The organism is Duganella radicis, assembly GCF_009720825.1.
Classification (GTDB): Bacteria; Pseudomonadota; Gammaproteobacteria; order Burkholderiales; family Burkholderiaceae_D; genus Rugamonas; species Rugamonas radicis.
On sequence record NZ_WNKY01000029.1, the window covers coordinates 16679 to 34713 of the forward strand.

The 18035-nt window shown below is 63.4% G+C and carries 14 protein-coding genes and 1 tRNA gene; 6 read left to right on the top strand and 9 right to left on the bottom strand.

Annotated elements, in window-relative coordinates:
* Positions 1-63 precede the first annotated feature (63 nt).
* A complete protein-coding gene (locus GM676_RS21410; protein ID WP_155465965.1) occupies positions 64-957 on the top strand; it encodes a LysR family transcriptional regulator ArgP in 894 nt (297 codons plus the stop codon).
* Here the strand turns inward: GM676_RS21410 and GM676_RS21415 are convergent.
* Positions 947-2038 carry a class I SAM-dependent methyltransferase gene (locus tag GM676_RS21415; protein ID WP_155465966.1) on the bottom strand — a complete coding sequence of 364 codons (1092 nt, stop codon included), beginning with the start codon at positions 2036-2038 and terminating at the stop codon, positions 947-949. The two genes, GM676_RS21410 and GM676_RS21415, sit on opposite strands and share 11 nt — an antisense overlap.
* A gap of 20 nt (positions 2039-2058) precedes the next feature.
* On the bottom strand, positions 2059-2424 hold the full coding sequence (locus GM676_RS21420; RefSeq protein WP_155465967.1) for a DUF5710 domain-containing protein: 366 nt from the start codon (positions 2422-2424) through the stop codon (positions 2059-2061).
* Positions 2425-2471: 47 nt separating this feature from the next.
* Between GM676_RS21420 and GM676_RS21425 the strand changes: the two genes are divergently transcribed.
* The gene (locus GM676_RS21425) at positions 2472-3110 is read left to right on the top strand and encodes a hypothetical protein (protein WP_155465968.1); all 639 of its coding nucleotides are present in this window, start codon (positions 2472-2474) and stop codon (positions 3108-3110) included.
* On the opposite strand, the gene GM676_RS21430 is transcribed toward GM676_RS21425, so the two are convergent.
* The 3 genes from GM676_RS21430 to GM676_RS21440 are packed head-to-tail and all read right to left on the bottom strand — an operon-like array spanning position 3107 to position 5499.
* Entirely contained in the window at positions 3107-4213 is a 1107-nt protein-coding gene (locus tag GM676_RS21430; RefSeq protein WP_155465969.1) for a Gfo/Idh/MocA family protein, read from the bottom strand. The two genes, GM676_RS21425 and GM676_RS21430, sit on opposite strands and share 4 nt — an antisense overlap.
* Before the next feature lie 60 nt (positions 4214-4273).
* Positions 4274-5014, bottom strand: coding sequence for an anti-sigma factor family protein (locus GM676_RS21435; protein WP_155465970.1), 741 nt, complete (start codon positions 5012-5014; stop codon positions 4274-4276).
* Positions 5014-5499, bottom strand: a complete 486-nt coding sequence (locus GM676_RS21440) for an RNA polymerase sigma factor (RefSeq protein WP_155465971.1) — start codon at positions 5497-5499, stop codon at positions 5014-5016. The genes GM676_RS21435 and GM676_RS21440 overlap by 1 nt, the downstream gene beginning before the upstream one ends.
* An 88-nt stretch (positions 5500-5587) precedes the next feature.
* Here GM676_RS21440 and GM676_RS21445 point away from each other — a divergent pair, with 88 nt between their 5' ends.
* From GM676_RS21445 to GM676_RS21460, 4 genes are all read left to right on the top strand, one after another.
* Positions 5588-6877: a S8 family serine peptidase gene (locus tag GM676_RS21445; protein WP_229262808.1), complete on the top strand. Its 1290-nt coding sequence runs from the start codon at positions 5588-5590 to the stop codon at positions 6875-6877.
* Positions 6878-6978: 101 nt separating this feature from the next.
* Positions 6979-7635, top strand: coding sequence for a hypothetical protein (locus GM676_RS21450; RefSeq protein ID WP_155465972.1), 657 nt, complete (start codon positions 6979-6981; stop codon positions 7633-7635).
* Between the two features lie 131 nt (positions 7636-7766).
* Positions 7767-9563 (top strand): sensor histidine kinase, encoded by a 1797-nt coding sequence (locus GM676_RS21455; protein ID WP_155465973.1) that lies wholly within the window; start codon positions 7767-7769, stop codon positions 9561-9563.
* A gap of 15 nt (positions 9564-9578) precedes the next feature.
* Positions 9579-10316 (top strand): substrate-binding periplasmic protein, encoded by a 738-nt coding sequence (locus tag GM676_RS21460; RefSeq protein WP_155465974.1) that lies wholly within the window; start codon positions 9579-9581, stop codon positions 10314-10316.
* Here the strand turns inward: GM676_RS21460 and GM676_RS21465 are convergent.
* From GM676_RS21465 to dnaG, 4 genes are all read right to left on the bottom strand, one after another.
* Complete coding sequence (locus GM676_RS21465; protein ID WP_170304335.1) at positions 10313-13267, bottom strand: Eco57I restriction-modification methylase domain-containing protein; 2955 nt, start codon at positions 13265-13267, stop codon at positions 10313-10315. The genes GM676_RS21460 and GM676_RS21465 overlap by 4 nt on opposite strands.
* A 94-nt stretch (positions 13268-13361) precedes the next feature.
* Positions 13362-13440, bottom strand: a tRNA-Ile gene (locus tag GM676_RS21470).
* 45 nt (positions 13441-13485) lie between these two features.
* A complete protein-coding gene (gene rpoD, locus GM676_RS21475) occupies positions 13486-15681 on the bottom strand; it encodes an RNA polymerase sigma factor RpoD (RefSeq protein WP_371866327.1) in 2196 nt (731 codons plus the stop codon).
* 480 nt (positions 15682-16161) lie between these two features.
* Complete coding sequence (gene dnaG / locus GM676_RS21480) at positions 16162-17961, bottom strand: DNA primase (protein WP_371866328.1); 1800 nt, start codon at positions 17959-17961, stop codon at positions 16162-16164.
* Between the last annotated feature and the right edge of the window lie 74 nt (positions 17962-18035).

Consider the following 18035-nt stretch of genomic DNA (forward strand, 5'->3'; position numbering starts at 1 on the left):
CAGATTACGGCCTATGCAAAGATAAGTATAATTAATATTATTTGCCAAATATTAGGTAAGCTAATGAGCCGCGTAGACTACCGGGGACTGGCCGCGCTGGACGCGGTGATCGACTATGGCAGTTTTGACAAGGCCGCCGCAGCGCTTTCAATCACCCAATCGGCGGTGTCGCAGCGCATCCGCATGTTGGAAAACAGCGCCGGCGAACTGCTCATCGTGCGCAGCCAGCCACCCGCGCCGACCGAGGCCGGCCAGCGCTTGATCGCTCATTACCGCCAGGTCCGGCTGCTGGAAGCGGCGCTGGACAAGCGCCCCGGCGAGTCCGGCGAGCGGCCGGAAATCGCCATCGCCGTCAACGCCGACAGCGCCGCCACCTGGCTACAGGAAGCCGTCACGCCGCTGATGGCCAGCGGCGACTGCCTGCTGCAAATCCGCCTGGACGATCAGGAGCACACCCTGACCATGCTGCGCGAAGGCCGGGTGGTCGGCTGTGTGACCAGTGAAACCGCCCAGGTGCCCGGCACCACGGTGACACCGCTGGGTGCCATGCGCTATTTCTGCGTGGCGGCGCCGGACTTTGCCGCCCGCTGGTTCCCGGACGGTATGACGGCGCAGGCTGTCCAGCATGCACCGGTGATGAATTTCGACCGCAAGGACACGCTGCAAACCCGGTTCATCGCCCAGCGCACCGGCTTTACCGGACGCTATCCGCACCACGCCTTGTCCAGTTCGGACGGCTATGTGCGCTTTATCGAGGCGGGACTGGGTTACGGCATGTTGCCGATCCAGCAATGCGAACGGCAGCTGCGCGACGGCACGCTGGTCGATCTGGCGCCCGGCGACTGGCTGGACGTGCCGCTGGTGTGGCATATGTGGGATATCCAGACCCCGTTCACGCGCGCTTTGTCCGATAACCTGATCGCTACTGCACGCAAATGGCTGATTTCTACGCCGTAGCAGGAAACATCGCCGCCAGGTCCACGCGCACGCGTTCCTCCCAGGCATCGGCATCGGGCTGGTGCAGGTAGCGCGTTTCCGCCGCCGGTTCCGCCATCTGCGGGCCGATGCGTTGATAGATCATCACGCTGGTCCACGACAACGTGCCCGGCGCATGCGATTGCAGCAGGCGGAAGGCCGGGTGCTTGATCGGATAAGTGGTGGTCGACACCAGCGCGCCTTCGGACAACTCGCGCGCCAGCTTCTCGCTGATGGCGTCCATCAAAGGACCGAAGCAGGTGCTGTACAAGAACACCAGGCTGGCGCCGCGCACATCGACCTTGAACATGTCATTTTCCAGGAACAGGATGCGCGAGCCCAGATCCAGCAAATGGCGGCCGCTGGCGATGACGCCGGATGGCAGCGGCAGCGGGGTTTCCAGGGTCAGCGGTTCGGGCAAGGCTTCCAGTCCCTGTCGCGCCAAAGTCAGCAGACGTACCAGACGTTCCTGCGCCAGGCGGTGGCGGTAGTTCAGCAATTCCACGCCGATGCAACGGACGAAGGGCAAGGTCAGCGCGGCGGTCATCACCACCTTGCCGAGGCCGCTGCCGAGGTCGACCATCACGCCGCCTGGCGGCAGCAAGGGTTTAACCGCGTCGAAGTAGTTTTCCAGCTCGAAGCGCTGCATTTCGCCGTAGATAAGCCCACCTTCCTGGATCAGCCAGTCGCGCAGCTCGGCCTCGCCGATGTCTTCCAGCCTGCGGAAACCGGCAGGCGGCGCCAGCTTGGGCAGCATGCCCATCGGCAGGATGCTGGCCGGCAGCGTGCCGATCATCACGCTCAGGTGCGGACGCAGCCGCGCCAGCAAATAATCATGCCGCGCCGGCTTTTCCACGCAGGAACGCAGGGCGTAGCCGATTTCGAGGAAAGGCAGGAAGGGCGAGTCCGGCGTCAGGTCGAGCGTCGGGCGGGCGTGCGATTCGCCACCCTGCACGCTCTGGAACAGCGCCTCGAAAATATCGTCGGGATGCCGAAAGCGCTGCACCGGGGCGGTGGCGCGGTTCTCGGTGCGGAAGGTGGCTTGCAGGGTCGTGCTATCCATTGCACGAGAATAATTGAACCCTATGCCGGCCGCAATGGTTTTAGCATCTTTGCAACATCATCGTAGTGGCCCTGCCAGCCGGAACTGGCCAGTTTGGGCGCGCATACCGGGCAAGCCTCGAACGGATCGCAATCATGCTCCAGATCGATGAAATAGCGGCCGATCACCGCCTTGCCGGCGTACGAGTCCGTCATCACCGGGCGCGACTTGAGCGACGGCTTGGCCACGGCCGGCACGAAATCGGCGCCGCCCGGCGGCAGCCAACGTTCGAAGGCTTCGACCGGTTTGCCGTCCGGCACGTACCACGACTTGCGCTCATTGTTCCAGCGCGCGCCCAGCGCCTTGGCTTCATCTTTTTCCGCGAACGGCACTTTTAAAAACATCATCTTCATCACTCCTTGCTGCGAGAGTGTCATTATCGGACAATATCGCCATGCCTACCATAGAACCGCTGACACTCACGCTGGCCGAGCTGGCCGAGCGTTGGAACATGAGCCCGCAGCAAGTGCTGGAATCCCCGCACGCCCTGCCCATGTATTTTTACTTTGACGGACTGGTGTTCGACTTCAACGACAAATGGCACCGCGCCAATGGCGACGCCGTGGTCGAGCAAACGCTGGAGCAGTACAAGACCCGCCTGTCCACGCTGGAAATCGACCTGCAACGCCAGGCCATGCACAAGCGCGGCCTGCTGAAACTGACCCAGTGGGAAGAGGCGCTGAGCGAGGAAGAATTGCAGAGCCAGCAGGCCGAAGCGGACCGGTTGTCGGAAGAGATTCCGCAGTTGTCGCAGCAGCTCAAGCAGCGCAGCGAAGAGCGCCAGCGCCACGTGCGCAACGGCCTGCTGCGCGCGGCGCCGCGCACCGTCGGCGAAATCGCCAAGCGCGGCCAGACCCGCTTCCCGCAATTCGCCTACATGCCGCACACGCCTGCCAAGGCCGAGGGCGAGCAAGCCATCGCCGAGGGCGCCGTGGTGGCGCTGGAAGATGGCTTCCCGCTCAAGGAATTCCTGACCACCGCCGATCTGGTGGCCTCGATGGCGGACGTGCGCCTGGCCGAACAGCGCCGTTAAACCAGCGCGATACGCTTCTGCTCGCGCGCCGAGCGGTAAATGGCTTCGATCAGGCGGATGTCGCGCAAGCCCTCTTCGCCCGCCACGATAGGCTCGCGGTTGTTGATCACGCACTGCGACAGATGGTCGAGCTGCGCGGCCCACTGCGTCAGGCCCGGTCCCGGCGGCGGCGTCACCTGGGTACTGCGGTCCTGCCCCACCCACAGCTTGTTGCCGTCGTAGCGCGTGCCCGGCTCCATGTCGATGCGGCCCTTGTCGCCCATCAGCAGGATGTGGTTCTGGTTGGCGCTGTACATCGACATGCAGGAGCCGATCACGCCCGACGGGAATTCCAGCTGGAACTCGATCATGTCCTCCACTTCGCGGAAGCGCGGATCGTTGCGGTCGGTGGTTTCCTTGGCGTAAACCGCGACCGGCTCCTCACCCGTCATGTAACGTGCCGCGTTCAGCGCGTAAATGCCGATATCCATCAGCGAACCGCCGCCCGACATGGCTTTCTTCAGGCGCCAGGCGTTCGGGTTGCCGGTGGTGAAGCCGTGCTCGGAGCGGAAGTAGCGCAGCTTGCCGATGGCGCCCGAACGCGCCAGGCGGATCGCTTCCAGGTTGTGCGGCTCGAAGTGGCAGCGGTAACCGATCATCAGCTTCTTGCCGGCCTTCTTGCAGGCGGCGATCATGGCCTCGCATTCGGCCGAGGACACCGCCATCGGCTTTTCGCACATCACATGCTTGCCGGCGGCGGCGGCGCGGATGGTGTACTCGGCGTGCATGGACACCGGCAGGCAGACGTAGACGATGTCGATGTCCGGATTGTCCTTGATGGCGTCGAAATTCTGGTAATTGTAGATGCTGCGCTCCGGCACGCCGTACTCGGCGGCCACCTTCTTCGCCTTGAGCGGATCGCCGCTGACCAGCGCCACCAGCTTGCTGTGCTGGCAGTTCTTAAACTGGGGAATGATGACGCCCAAGCCGTAGCCGCCCAGCCCGACAATCGCATAACCCAGCTTGCGCTCGGGCGTAGCCGCCATTACCGGCAAGCCCATGGCCGCCATCGTGATAGCGCTACCAGCGGCGATTGCAAGCCCCCGTCGATTCATGTCGATCATTCCCGTCTCCTTGGTTGTGTTGTGGTGCGAATACCGGCAATTTTAATGGATTCGCAAGGATCAATGTGCAGCTTTGGCTTGCCAACCGCGCTGCAAGGCCTCCTGTTCGCCTTTTGCATCGAGCGCCGGACCGGCGATGCGGGCGTCGATGGCGTCCAGCACCGCCGATGGCATGGCGCTGCCAGCCTGACGGTAATCGCCCGCCGCCGCACTTGCCGCCTCGGCCATCACCGGCACCTGCCAGGCATTGCCGCTGCGGCAGGCCAGACCCGCCGTGCCGTGGGTGACGAAGCTGCGGCACAGCGCACCGTCCCTGGCCGCAAAGCTGACGCCGATGCGTACCGCGCCGTCGCTGGCAGCCAGTTGGCGCGACAACGCCGTCGCCAACTGTCCCTGTGCCACCAGCTTGCCGTCCGCGCCCTGCGCCACCGCCAACGCCGCATCGCCACCGTTGCCGCCCAGCGTGCCGCCCACCAGCACGCCCACCGCCAGCGTGGCCGCGATCGCGCCCCACTCCGGCCACGACCAGCGGCGCGGCGCGGTCTTCTCCACGCGTGCCGCACGCGCCGCGCTCAGGTCGGCCACCTTGCCCGGCAAGGCGGTCGCCATCAACGCCGGCGGCAGCGGTTCGTCGAGGATGGGCGCGAACGCCGCAAACACGTCCGACCGCAAGGCCTGATGCTGCGCCACCCGCTCGGCCAGCGCCGGGTCGGTCTCCAGCGCGCGTTCGATCTCGGCGCGCCCGGCCTCGTCCAGTTCGCCGTCCGCGTAAGCCATCAGGGTTTCATCGGAAAATTTCATCACACATTCCTTGCTTGATCGGATAACAGTTCCTGCAACGCCGTACGGGCCCGCACCAGGCGGCTGGTCAGGGTGCCGATGGGGATCTCCAGCACCTCGGCCGCTTCCTTGTAGGGCAAGCCATCCACCAGCACCAGCGCCACCACCATGCGGTGCTCGTCCGACAGGCGGCTCACCGCCTGCTGGATCGCTATGCGCTGCTGGTGCGCTTCGGCGTAATCGTCGCCCACGTGCTCGCCCGCTTCCTCCGGCGCGAACACCGCGTCGCGGCGCATGCGCGAACGCACTTCGTCTATCCACGCGTTCTTCATGATGCGGAACAGCCAGCTGTCCAGGCGCGTGCCTGGCTCCCATTGTTCACTGCGGCCCAGCGCCCGCTCCACCGCAATCTGCACCAGATCGTCCGCATCCTCACGGTGATAGGTGACGGTGCGGGCAAAGCGGCGCAGGCGCGGCAGCAAGGCGGCAATCTCTTGTTGGATCATGGTTATCCGGTTAACGACCGGGCGAGGGATTTTAATCCCTGTCCCAAACGTTTATTCATCATACAGTCTCTGCTTATACTATCTCATCATGCCAATCCGACCGCTCATTGTTGTCTCCATCTGCCTGCTGGGCGCCGCCGATGCCAGCGCCCAGTTGCGCTTGCCGGGCGTGCAGCTGCCGCAATTGCCGCTCAACCTGCAACCGCTGCGCGATACCGGCCGTTTGCTGGAACGCACCGACATTGGCGACCTGACCTCCTCGCGCCTGAAACAGGTCGCCAGCCTGCTGCGCCAGCACCGTGACGTGCTGGAGCCCGATCCGCGTGGCGAGCCCGTGGTGCGACATGAAATACTGGCGTGGTCCCCCAGCGAGGCCGGTCTGGCCGCCGCCCGCGCGGCCGGGCTCACCGTCGTCGAGGCGGAAGCAGGCGCCTCCACGGTGGTGTTGCGCGTGCCCGCGCAGATGGACACCGCCGCCATGCTGGAACGCCTGCGTCAACGCGATCCGGATGGCGTGTACGACTTCAACCACGTCTACACCGGCAGCGCGGCCCAGCCGATGGATCCCCCGTCCAGCGGCACGCAAGACCCGCAAGCGGCCCTGCCACATGCGACCGGCGCGCTCAGGATCGGGCTGGTCGACAGCGGCATCGCGCGCGAGCATGAAGTCTTCGAGCGCGCCCGCATCCAGCCGTGGGGCTGCGACGGCAAGGACCATCCCAGCGCGCACGGCACGGCCGTGGCGGCGCTGATGGTCGGTCGCGCCGGGCGTTTTCGCGGCGTGGCGCCGCAGGCGGTCTTGTATGCGGCCGATATTTATTGCGACAGCGCGACCGGCGGCTCGGCCGCGCGCATCGCGGCGGCGCTGGACTGGCTGGCACGCGAACAGGTGGCGGTGATTAACCTGAGCCTGGTGGGGCCGCCCAATCAGATACTGGAACGGGTGGTGGCCGGCATGGTCAAACGCGGCCACCTGCTGGTCGCGGCGGTCGGCAATGATGGTCCGGCGGCGCCGCCGTTGTATCCGGCCAGCTATCCGGGCGTGGTCGGCGTGAGCGGGGTCGACAAGCGCGGCCAGCCACTTCCGGAAGCGGCGCGCGGTCCGCAAGTGATGTTTGCCGCGCCGGGCAACCAGATGGTCAGCGCCGCCATCGGCAACCCGCCTTACCGCACGGTGCGCGGCACCTCGTTCGCGTCGCCGGTGGTGGCGGCGCTGCTGGCCGATGGCTTGCGTCAGCCCTCGCCTGCCGGCGCCCAGCGGGCGCTCGCCGAGGCGGCGAAAAATGCCTCGGGCAATGCGTCCGGAGTGCCAAATCCCGAGGTGGGCTATGGTGTGCTTGGTGCGGCGTATCGCACCGATCCATCGGGGTTTCGCTAATTTTTAAAATTTTTTTCAGGGCCATGGATTAAACCGGCGGGCCCAAGCGTTTTCCTTGTAAGCGTCGCAGATGGTCTGCGACGGATACCAAGGAGAACATCATGAAAAACATCACCCTCGCCAAACAACTGCTGATCGTCCTGTCCATCGGTGCCGCCTGCTCGGCCCACGCACAATTGCTGGGGCGCGGCGGCGCGGTCGGCGGTATGATCGGCGGCGCCGGCAACTTCGGTGGCCAGCTCAGCGGCATGAGCAATTTCGGCGGCAGCGTGATCAACACCGACAATTTGCGCCCCGCCCGCAACGCCAGCAAGGAAAACAGCAACGCGCAATCCGTCACGCCGACGCCGGCGCCAACGACCACGTCCGCCCCGGCGGCCAGGCAGGGCGGCTTGCTGAGCGGCGTCACGGGCAGTGGCAGTGGCAGCGGCAGCGGCAACGCACAAGCCTCGGCCAACGCGGACAGTGGCGACATCGGCCAAGTCACCGGCAACGCCCTGCAAGGCGCACGCGGCAGCGCCGCACCGGTACGCGATGGCGCCAGGGCCCAGGCCGACAGCAGCCGCAGCTATGCCCAGTCGAGCGTGGCAACCGCCTCCGACACCACCAAGGGCAGCAAGCAAGCCGCCGCCAGCGGCACCCGCGGCACTGCGGATGCGGCGACCGCGGTACAGCCATCGGCGAGCGCCGGCGGTTCGGCATCCGGCAACGGCGAGGGCAAGGGCACGGCCGCCAGCAACGGCACGCAGCCCCTGTAATGCCGGATTGTTCATTGACAATCCTACAAGCTTGCAAACGCAAAAATCACCGAAATGAAACACATGTCATCCATCGCCAGCAAGCTTGTGGGATACTGGACAGGCAGCACACACTGCTGTGGAGGCAGCCCATGTCCGAGTCCGAAGTCCCGCTTTCCGTCGCCCCCGGCGACGTCCATGACGCAGAAGCGCAGTTTCACGTGCTGCGCGAATACGCGATGGCTCACGAACTGACGCACCTCGCCAGCACCCTGCAACAACTGGCCCCCAGCCGGTTGAACGCATCGCAGGCGCTGGAACTGCAAGCCTTCCAGCTGCTGCGCCGGGCGGCCGAGCTGTACGAGCGCTGCGGCCTGCCGGCGCTGGCGGTGCAGACGCGGGCGGCGCGCTGCCGCGTCATGCTCAGCGCCGAGATGCACGAAGAACTGCACGCCTTGTGCGACGACATGCTGTCCGCGCCGGACATGCTGACGCCGGCCATCCACACCATGCTGCTCGATTACTCGGCCTCGTCCTCGTATTACATGGCGCTGGAAAATATCGACCGTCCCGAAGCCGAGCCGCACTGGCGCGATTGCATGGCGCGGCGCATGCAGGTGCTGGACATGGCGCGCACGCACCGGCTGCGCTCGCAGGAGTGCCTGGCGCTGCTCAACCTCAGCGTGGTCTGCGCCGCGCGCGAGCAGGCCGGCGACTGCCGCCACTACATGCGGCAGCTGCACCATCAGTTCGGCCACGACGGTTACTGGGAACCGTGGCTAGAGCTGTGCTCGCTGCTGATCCAGTGCGTGGACGGCGAGCGCGAACCCGCATGGCAAGCCCTGCTCGATTACGACGCCTGGCTGGAAAGCGACGCCCTCCACACCTCGCGCCTGCGCGACCTCAGCCTGATGGCGATACGCCGCTACGGCCGCCGCTGGGGCCATCTCGACCGCGCGCTGCAAGCCTGCATGACGCAGGTGGCCAACGAGCGCCGCCACAAGCGCGAACTGACCAACTCGCTCGGCGCCACCCTGAACGCGGTGATGGAAAGGCCGCAACTGCTGCATCAGAACGCCCTGCTGGCACAGCACGGCACGGTGCTGGAAAACTCGCTGATGCAACGCAACCAGGAACTGCGCGAGGCGCACGATGAACTGGAGCAGAAAGTGCGCGAGCGCAGCGCCGAATTGTCGCAAGCGCTGCAATCGCTGATGCGGCAGGAAAAGCAGCTGAGCCTGTCACGGATGGTGGCAGGCATGGCGCACGAGCTGAACACGCCGCTGGGCAATGCCCGCGTGGCGGCCAGCGCCATCACCGAACAGGCAGAGCAGCTACGGCGCGACCTGACGGCCAACAGCCTGCGCCGCAGCCAGCTGTCCGGCTTGCTGGACAGCGTCACCCAGGGCGGCGACCTGGTCGAGCGGGCGCTGCTCCAAATCAGCGAACTGGTGGAGCGCTTCAAGGGTCTGTCGGTGCATCCCTCGCAGGAAAGCGCCTGCTACTTCGACCTCAGCGAGCGGCTGCACTTCTTCCGCAACAGCTGGGCGCATACGCTGAAATCGCGCAGCATCAGCATCCGCGTGGTGACGCCGGAACACCTGTGGATGACCGGCTATCCGGGCGCCTGCCAGCTCGTGTTCCAGCACCTGCTCGACAACTGCATGCAGCACGCGTTCACTGACCGCAAGCAGGGCGCCATCCTGGTCTCGGCCGAAGTGGTGGGCGGCATGGTGCTGATCCGCTGGGAAGACGATGGCTGCGGCATCGCGGCCGAGCATCTGGCGCAGGTGTTCGATCCGTTCTATACCACCCAACTGGGCCAGACCGGCATGGGCCTGGGGCTGGCAAGTGTGCACAGCATGATGATCAATCTGATGCAAGGCCAGGTGTCGCTGGACAGCACGCCGGGCCACGGCACGCGCGTGCTGCTGCGCCTGCCGACATAAAGGAGACCAGGTACGATGTGGCTAAGACGATTCATTCTGGGCCTGCTGTGCGCGCTGCCGGCCTTGTCGCAGGCGGCGGAGCCGGCGCCGGTGAAACTGGTGGTGGGCGACATGGCGCCCTATTCCGTGGCGGGCAATACCGACAGCCCGGGGTCGCTGGTGGAAATCGCGCAGGCCTTGGCCAGGCGCGTCGGCACGCCGATGGAAGTGCAGTTCTATCCGTGGACGCGGGCGCTGGCCATGGTGGCGGTAGCGCCGCGCACCCTGACCCTGCCGCTGACGCGCACCGCCGAACGGGAAAACAAATACCGCTGGCTGGCGAAACTGTACCGGCAAAAATTCATCTTCGTCGGCCTGCAAGGCAACGGCAAGCTGAGCGATCCATCCCTGCTGCTGCATGCGCGCCTGACCACCCTGCGCGGCACGCCGCACAAGCGTCTGCTGCTGGAGGCCGGCTACACCGACGTGGACGAATGCGCGACCGTGCGCGAATGCATCCGCATGGTCAAGAAAGGCATCGCCGACGCCAGCTACGGCGCCGAAGACACCCACCGCAGCGCGGCCAGCATGGACGGCAACAAGGCCGGCGAATTCAGCTACAGCCCCGTGTACCGCCAGGACGACGTCTGGCTGGCCGGCTCGCTCGACTTCACCGAAGAAGACAGCCGCAAATGGCGCGCCGCCCTGGAAACCCTGCGCAGCGACGGCACCATCACCCGTATCCTGCACAAGTACGGCGCGACGGGAAATTAAGCTGCCGGGTCGCGGCCCGGCATGATCAGTTTTTCCGGCTCGCCGCTAAATCCCCATAAGGCATCAAATTCCACGCGCATGGCATCTTTTTGAGCTGCCAGCGCCCGCTCCAGCAGGACGCGCTGGCGGCCGACGGCGCTCACCATGTCGGCGCTGATGCGCATGATATTCTGGACATTGGCAACGATAGCATCGTGCGCCGCGGCGCGCGGTGCGGTATTCAGCACCGGAACAGGGATATCGCTCATCACCGCCGTCCCCCGGCTGTAGTAGCCGTTGTCAAACGGGCTGCCCCGCTTGCGCACATAAAACTCGATGGCGCGCTGATGCAGCAGTCCCAGCACGAATTCCAGCGCATAGCCGCCGTGCGGGTTCAACAGCATGATCTCGCCCGCTGTACCGCCGGACGCGACCGCGACACCATCCTGGCTATCCCAGGCATATTTATCGCCCAGCTGGTTCACGGTGCAAATAATTTTCGGGCTGAGGAAGACGGTTTCGAGCGCCTGCCTGCGCCCGAACGCATAAAAGACGTCAGCCGGCGGCGTGGGCAGCACATTACGGTCAGTCAGCTTCGCCTGATGATGCGACAGGTAATTCCAGGCCAGCGGAAAATGCTTCTGGAGTAGCGCAGGCGGTATTACTTCGGGAAGTCCCCCCGCGACAGTCCGATATGGGAAAATCACCACGGCATCCGCTTTGACGGGCAGGTACGACATCACGCCCAGCCTGGAGTCATCCAGGTAGGGACGGGTGATATCCTTTTCGATCTCCCATGCCTTGCCATCTTTCGTGAAGCTGAGCGTCGAACCGTTGTCCTGATAATCGCTGATGACGAAGATTTCGTTCTTACTGGTCTGGATGCCGTTTTTCACATCCACGACCCGTCCCAAAGGACAGCTGTTCTGGTTCAGCATGGACAGCACGCGGTCCTCATTGACATCGGCGGGAACCATCCAGGCTTGCGCACCGAGGATGCTGGAGGTTTGTATTAAACCCAGTGCAGCCGGCGTCCGCTCGAATTCGCGCCGGTCATGGACATGGCGATAGCTGAAATGCGGCGTGCCCGCCGCTTTCAGAACCAGCAGGCAGATGTAAATCGACTTGCCGGCAAACATGGACTCGCTGCCGAAATCGACGATGTCCGCGACCACCGACCTGGCCGACAGCAGGCTACGCAAATTGACGCCGGCCTCGATGGTCATCCATTTATTGGGCACCACCATGCCAATCGCACCGACCGTATTCACAGCGCTCAGTGCGCGCTCAATGAAGACAAAGTATTTATCGAACTGGCGTTCGGCGGTCCGATAGTGATTTTTATAGTAGGTGTATTCCAGCCGTGTGCGCTTGCGGATCTCCTCCGCCTTGAGATACGGCGGGTTGCCGACAATGACGTCAAACGCGGCCGGCAGGTTCAGCGCATCCCAATTGACGGCCAGCAGCTGTTCACGCTCGTCGGCGGTCCAGAGGACATCGCCCACCACCGAATTTCCCCAGCACAGATTGCCGGTCAGATCTGGCAGCAGATTGCCGCCGTCGGGCAGCGTCTGTGCACTCTCATCCTCCAACAGCTTGAGGATCAGATTGAAGCGCGCAACTTCGACCGCGTTATAGTCAATGTCGATGCCGAACAGGCAGTCTTGCAGCAGCGCCTTCTTCACCGTGAAATGCAGGCGATACTGGCCATGCTCCAACGGATATAAACGCGGATCATGCTGATTGCCAGCCAGGGCCGCAATCGCGCGGTCAACCAACTGGTCCAGCGCATGCACCAGGAAGCGGCCCGATCCCACAGCGATATCGAGCAGGCGCAAGGCCTGAACCTCCCCCAGTGTCGCGACCGGCTGCGATGCGCAGCGTGCCGCGATAGCGCGCTGCACCGCCTGCTCCACCAGCAGCTGCGGCGTCGTCACCACCTCGGCCGCCGCCGACTCGATCAATTCGACAACACCTGCGCGGATTTCCAGTTTCTGAGCCAGGAATAATTCATACACTTGCCCCAGGAATTCGGCGTCCAGCACCGCAAAACTGTACGGCGAAAACGGCGCATAGACTTCCTCGACAATCTGATGGAATAACTGGCCGTCGATGGCATGCGCGCGCTGGAACGGATCGGTCCCAACCGTAAACAAACCGCCGCCATAGCGAGCGTCCAGTTGCTTGAACAGTGTGCGCACCGCGCCGAAATCGCACGTGAGGGCGGCGCTTCGCAATGTTTCGTCAGGCTCGATCTCGCGGTCTTCGCACATGCGGATGAAGATGATGCGGTTGATCAGCGTTTGCGTCAGATCGCTCAGATCGTTAGCGGTCAGCGTGGCGTCACGGCTTAGCAAATCGTTGGCCAGGCGCACGCGCCAGCTGTTAATCCGTTGCAGGAACTTCTTGCCGACATCCATGCTGCCTGGCGTCACACCGCCAAAATACTGTTCCAACGCGCCGGCCACCACATTATCCCGGCCGAAGCGCGCGAACAAATCCGCGAACGCGGCATCCAGCTGGTCGAGCTCAATGCTATTGATGAGACCGACATCCGCATCATCGCTCTCCTGCGGTTCCAGCCGCGTGTCGTAGATGCGCAGCGTGCGGAAATTGGTCAGGATGGAGACCGGCAATCCCGCCGTGTAGCCATAGCGCCGGACCTGCAAGGCGCTGGGCGCATGGTTGACGATATTCACCGCCGGCTTCTTCGCCTCGACAAAGAACTTGCGCGCCCCCGCTACGCGGAAGGTGTAATCGGGCCGCCGCGAAGCCTTGCCGCCTTTGGCCTCGTGCGACTGTTCGCGCACCACATCCTTCAAGCTGTTGGGCTGGCCTGCCGCGTTGACCATGTCCCAGCCCAGCAAGGCCAGCAAAGGATCGATGAATTCCGCCCGCGCTTCCGACTCGGTGTAACCGTTGCCGAGCAAACGGGCTTGATCTGCCTGAAAGCGCGCGATCAGGCGTGACAACGCGGCAGCGCAAGCGGCTGTGGGTGCGAATGGGGTGAATGAGATCATAGTGTGCGGAAAAAAGCCAACCTCGCCGAGGTTGGCTTTTTGCTATTGGTAGGCCCTCGCGGAGTCGAACCGCGCACCAAAGGATTATGAGTCCTCTGCTCTAACCAAGCATGAGCTAAGGGCCCGAAGAACACGGGAGCATATAGGCTCCTGCCTACCTCAGTCAAGCCTTAGTTACCTTCCAGGAAACTCTTCAGCTTGTCCGAACGGCTCGGATGACGCAGCTTGCGCAGGGCTTTGGCTTCGATCTGGCGGATGCGCTCGCGCGTCACGTCAAACTGTTTGCCCACCTCTTCCAGCGTGTGGTCGGTCGACATTTCGATGCCGAAGCGCATGCGCAGCACTTTGGCTTCGCGCGGCGTCAGGGAGTCGAGCACGTCCTTCACCACGCCGCGCATCGAGGCATGCAGGGCCGCGTCCGACGGCGCCAGGGTGTTGTTGTCCTCGATGAAGTCGCCCAGGTGCGAATCGTCGTCGTCGCCGATCGGCGTCTCCATCGAGATCGGTTCCTTGGCGATCTTCATGATCTTGCGGATCTTGTCCTCTGGCATTTCCATCTTGATGGCCAGCGTTGCCGGATCTGGCTCGGCACCGGTCTCTTGCAGGATCTGGCGCGAGATGCGGTTCATCTTGTTGATGGTCTCGATCATGTGCACCGGAATCCGGATGGTGCGCGCCTGGTCGGCGATCGAGCGCGTGATGGCCTGACGAATCCACCACGTGGCATAGGTCGAGAACTTGTAGCCGCGACGGTATTCGAACTTGTCCACCGCCTTCATCAGGCCGATGTTGCCTTCCTGGATCAGATCCAGGAATTGCAGGCCGCGGTTGGTGTATTTCTTGGCGATCGAGATCACCAGACGCAGGTTGGCCTCGGTCATTTCGCGCTTGGCCTTGCGCGCCTTCATTTCACCGGCCGCCATCTGGCGGTTGATGTTGCGCAGGTCCGGCAGCGGCAGCACCACGCGCGCCTGCAGGTCGATCAGGCGCTGTTGCAGCTCCTTGATGGTCGGGATGTTACGGCCCAGGATCGCGCTGTAGGCGTGACCGGCCGCCACTTCGCCATCCACCCAGTCCAGATTGGTTTCATTGCCCGGGAAGACTTTGATGAAGTGGGCGCGCGGCATGCCGCACTTGTTCACGGCCACGTCCAGAATCTGCTTCTCGATGTGGCGCACCTCGTCCACCTGGCCGCGCAGGGTGTCGCACAGCTTCTCGACCACCTTGGCGGTGAAGCGGATGCCCAGCAGCTCTTGCGAAATCGCTTCCTGCGCTTTCACATAGGCTTTCGAGTTGTAGCCCTCTTTTTCGAAGGCGCGCCGCATCTTGTCGAATTGCAGGGAGATGACGTCGAATTTTTCCAGCGAGGCCGCCTTCATGGCTTCCAGCTGTTCGGCCGAGTAGCCCGCCGCAGCGCCCGAAGGGCTGGCTTCTTCCTCCTCCTCTTCTTCCTCTTCTTCCTCTTCCTCTTCTTCCTCGTCTTCGTCCGAGGCGGCGGCCGGCGCCGGGGCGGCGGCCTCCTCGTTGTCGTCGACCAGGCCGTCGACGATCTCGTCGATCTTGATTTCGTCGGCGCGGATACGGTCGGAGGCGGCGATGATTTCAGCAATCGTCACCGGGCAGGCGGAAATCGCCTGGATCATGTCTTTCAGGCCGTCTTCGATGCGCTTGGCGATTTCAATCTCGCCCTCGCGCGTCAGCAGCTCGACCGAGCCCATTTCGCGCATGTACATGCGGACCGGATCGGTGGTGCGGCCGAAATCGGAGTCGACGGTGGACAGCGCCGCCTCGGCGGCGGCCTCGGCTTCGTCATCGCTGGTGACGGTGGCGACATTGTCGGACAGCAGCAGCGTCTCGGCATCGGGCGCGTGCTCGTACACGGCGATGCCCATGTCGTTGAAGGTGCCGATGATGCCTTCGATCGCTTCCGGATCGACGATATTGTCCGGCAGGTGGTCGTTGATCTCGGCGTAGGTGAGGAAGCCGCGTTCCTTGCCGAACTTGATCAGGGTCTTGAGTTTCTGGCGGCGGCGTTCGAGTTCTTCCTCGGTGGCCTCGGTGTCGGACGAGAAGGCGTCCTTGAGCAAGGCCTTTTCCTTGGCCTTGCGGTCCTTGGCCTTGGCCTTGTCGACGGCCTTGAGCTCGGCGCGTTCGACCGCGTTGAGCGCGGCGACTTCGTCGTTCTCAGGCTGGAATTCTTTCGGTTTGCGCCCGCGCCGGCCCGGCACTTTGACCGAAGGCAGCACATAACCCGAGGTGTCAATCGCGGCCAATGCGGCGGCGTCCGTGGTCTGGCTGACCGCAGGCGGTTTGCTGGCTACGCGCGTCTCCGGCTTGTCCGCCGTTTTGGCGGATTTAGCGCTCACTTTAGTCGGCTTGTCAGCCGCTTTGGATTCAGGTTTCTTGATTGGCACAGGCGCTTTCGATTACGGATAAAGTTTCGATCCCTCCGGGATCACTACGTCTTCGAACTTGCCGACTACACAAGTCCGACAATACTACGACTTACTTACACCTGGGTCAGGCCGACCTCACTCTATAGAACTCCGAAGAATTCTACTGCATCAGACACGTGCGTGGGGGCAAGAAACCGTGACTAGGTTAGATAGCAAACAGACTCGTTGCTTAACCAAAGCTGGCCCTGGCCGCCGACACCCGTCCTTCCGCGTCGATCAAGAGCCTAACTCACTGAAAACAAACACACTCTGAACAGAAAAACGATGCCAAAAATTACAACACTTAGCGTTTTATTATAGCACGTCACTTTTCAATTTCCAGAGGGAAGACCGGCACCTCCCCCGCTGGAACAATGACAGAAACATTACGCCACAAAACACCCAACAACTTCAGCGGCCGCCCGGCAGTTCGGCTTGCGCCTCGCGCAGCAACTGGTCTTGCTGGGCGGTCAGCTCGCGGTAGCGCACGCCGATCTCGTCGGAGGTGAGGCCGGAGGCGAACAGCTGGCTCAACTCCTGCTTGAGCGCGTCGTGCTTGACCTGGCGGATGGCCGCCCGCAGCACCTGCCGTTCGGTGTCGCGCTCCGATTCCGGCTCCTTGACGATCTCGGCGATGATGCTGTCGTACTCCTCGCCCTGCGACTTCAAATGCTGGGCAAATGCCGCGAAATTCCCACTTTCTCCCAGCATCTGCGCCGAAGCCACCAGCTGCGCCAGCCGCTCGCCCGGCTCCGCGCCAAAATACTGGAAGGCCGCCAGCGCCGCCGCATCGACGTCCAGCGCCAGCGACGGGTGCGCCACCAGCAGGCGCATGATCTGCAATTCCAGCCCTTTCGGCTGCGGCCGCCCGCTTTTCGGCGGCGCGATCTTGGCCGGCGCCACCGGCTTGGACAGCTCGAACAGCGATTCGATCTCGTAGGTCGAGGTCATGCTCACCTGCGCCAGCGCATGCACGATTTGCAGGCGCAGCGCGGTCGGCGTCATCGCTTGCAGCATGGGCTTGGCGTCGAACTGGGCGCGGGCCCGGCCTTCCGGACTGCTCATGTCATGCTCGCCTACCGCTTCCTTGATCAGGAATTGCGACAGCGGCATGGCTTCCTGAATCTCCTGCTCGAACGCTTCCTTGCCGTAGGCGCGGACGTAGCTGTCCGGATCGTGCTCGGTCGGCAGGAACAGGAACTTGATGGTCTTGTTGTCCGTCACGTGCGGCAGACAGGCTTCCAGCGCGCGCCGCGCGGCGCGGCGGCCGGCCTTGTCGCCGTCGAAACTGAAGATCACCGTGTCGGTCTGACGCAACAGCTTCTGCACGTGATTGGTGGTGCAGGCGGTACCGAGGGTCGCCACAGCTTGCGGGAAACCCATTTGCGCCAGCGCCACCACATCCATATACCCTTCCGTCACCAGCACATACCCCGCATCGCGGATCGCCTGGCGCGCCTCGAACAAGCCATACAGCTCGTGGCCCTTTGAAAATAAAGGCGTTTCCGGGGAATTCAAGTACTTCGGTTCGCCCTGATCCAGCACCCGGCCGCCGAAGGCGATCACCTGGCCCTTGGTGTTTTTGATCGGGAACATGACGCGCTCGCGGAAGCGGTCGTAGCGTTTCTTGTTGCCGCCGTCCTCGTCCACGCGGTCGATCACCAGACCGGATTCGGCCAGCACCACGGCGTCGTAGTCGGGAAACACCGAGCGTAGGTTGTCCCAGCCCGGCGGCGCGTAGCCGAGGCCGAAGCGGGCGGCGATTTCGCCGGTCAGGCCGCGATTCTTCAGGTAGGCGATGGCGTTGGGCGCGCTGCGCAGTTGCAGCTTGAAAAAGTCGCTGGCGCGGGTCATGGCGTCGGTCAGGGCCAGGGTCTGGGCCTGCATTTGCGCGCGCTGCGCCGGTGGAATCTTGTCATCCTGCTCAGGCACCACCATGCCGACGCTTTGCGCCAGCTCTTTGACGGCATCGACAAAGCCCATGCCGGAATATTCGATCATGAAACCGATCGAGGTGCCATGCGCGCCGCAGCCGAAGCAGTGATAGAACTGCTTGGTCGGGCTGACCGTGAAGCTGGGCGACTTTTCATTGTGGAACGGGCACAGGCCCATGAAGTTCGCGCCGCCTTTTTTCAGCTGCACATAACGTCCGACAACGTCGACGATATCGACGCGGTTCAACAAATCGGCGATGAAAGTTTGTGGGATCACAGGGCTGAACGGTCTTGTTGTAGATCAGACTATACCGCCGCGGCCGACGCGCTTTGACGCGCATCAAACCACGG

Excerpts from the sequence above, each read along its gene's own strand:
- GM676_RS21450 (WP_155465972.1), top strand. The coding sequence starts at position 6,979 with ATGAAAAACATCACCCTCGCCAAACAACTGCTGATCGTCCTGTCCATC.
- GM676_RS21435 (WP_155465970.1), bottom strand. The coding sequence starts at position 5,014 with ATGAAATTTTCCGATGAAACCCTGATGGCTTACGCGGACGGCGAACTG.
- GM676_RS21440 (WP_155465971.1), bottom strand. The coding sequence starts at position 5,499 with ATGATCCAACAAGAGATTGCCGCCTTGCTGCCGCGCCTGCGCCGCTTT.
- GM676_RS21460 (WP_155465974.1), top strand. The coding sequence starts at position 9,579 with ATGTGGCTAAGACGATTCATTCTGGGCCTGCTGTGCGCGCTGCCGGCC.
- GM676_RS21430 (WP_155465969.1), bottom strand. The coding sequence starts at position 4,213 with ATGATCGACATGAATCGACGGGGGCTTGCAATCGCCGCTGGTAGCGCT.
- GM676_RS21410 (WP_155465965.1), top strand. The coding sequence starts at position 64 with ATGAGCCGCGTAGACTACCGGGGACTGGCCGCGCTGGACGCGGTGATC.
- GM676_RS21455 (WP_155465973.1), top strand. The coding sequence starts at position 7,767 with ATGTCCGAGTCCGAAGTCCCGCTTTCCGTCGCCCCCGGCGACGTCCAT.
- GM676_RS21420 (WP_155465967.1), bottom strand. The coding sequence starts at position 2,424 with ATGATGTTTTTAAAAGTGCCGTTCGCGGAAAAAGATGAAGCCAAGGCG.
- GM676_RS21415 (WP_155465966.1), bottom strand. The coding sequence starts at position 2,038 with ATGGATAGCACGACCCTGCAAGCCACCTTCCGCACCGAGAACCGCGCC.
- GM676_RS21425 (WP_155465968.1), top strand. The coding sequence starts at position 2,472 with ATGCCTACCATAGAACCGCTGACACTCACGCTGGCCGAGCTGGCCGAG.
- GM676_RS21445 (WP_229262808.1), top strand. The coding sequence starts at position 5,588 with ATGCCAATCCGACCGCTCATTGTTGTCTCCATCTGCCTGCTGGGCGCC.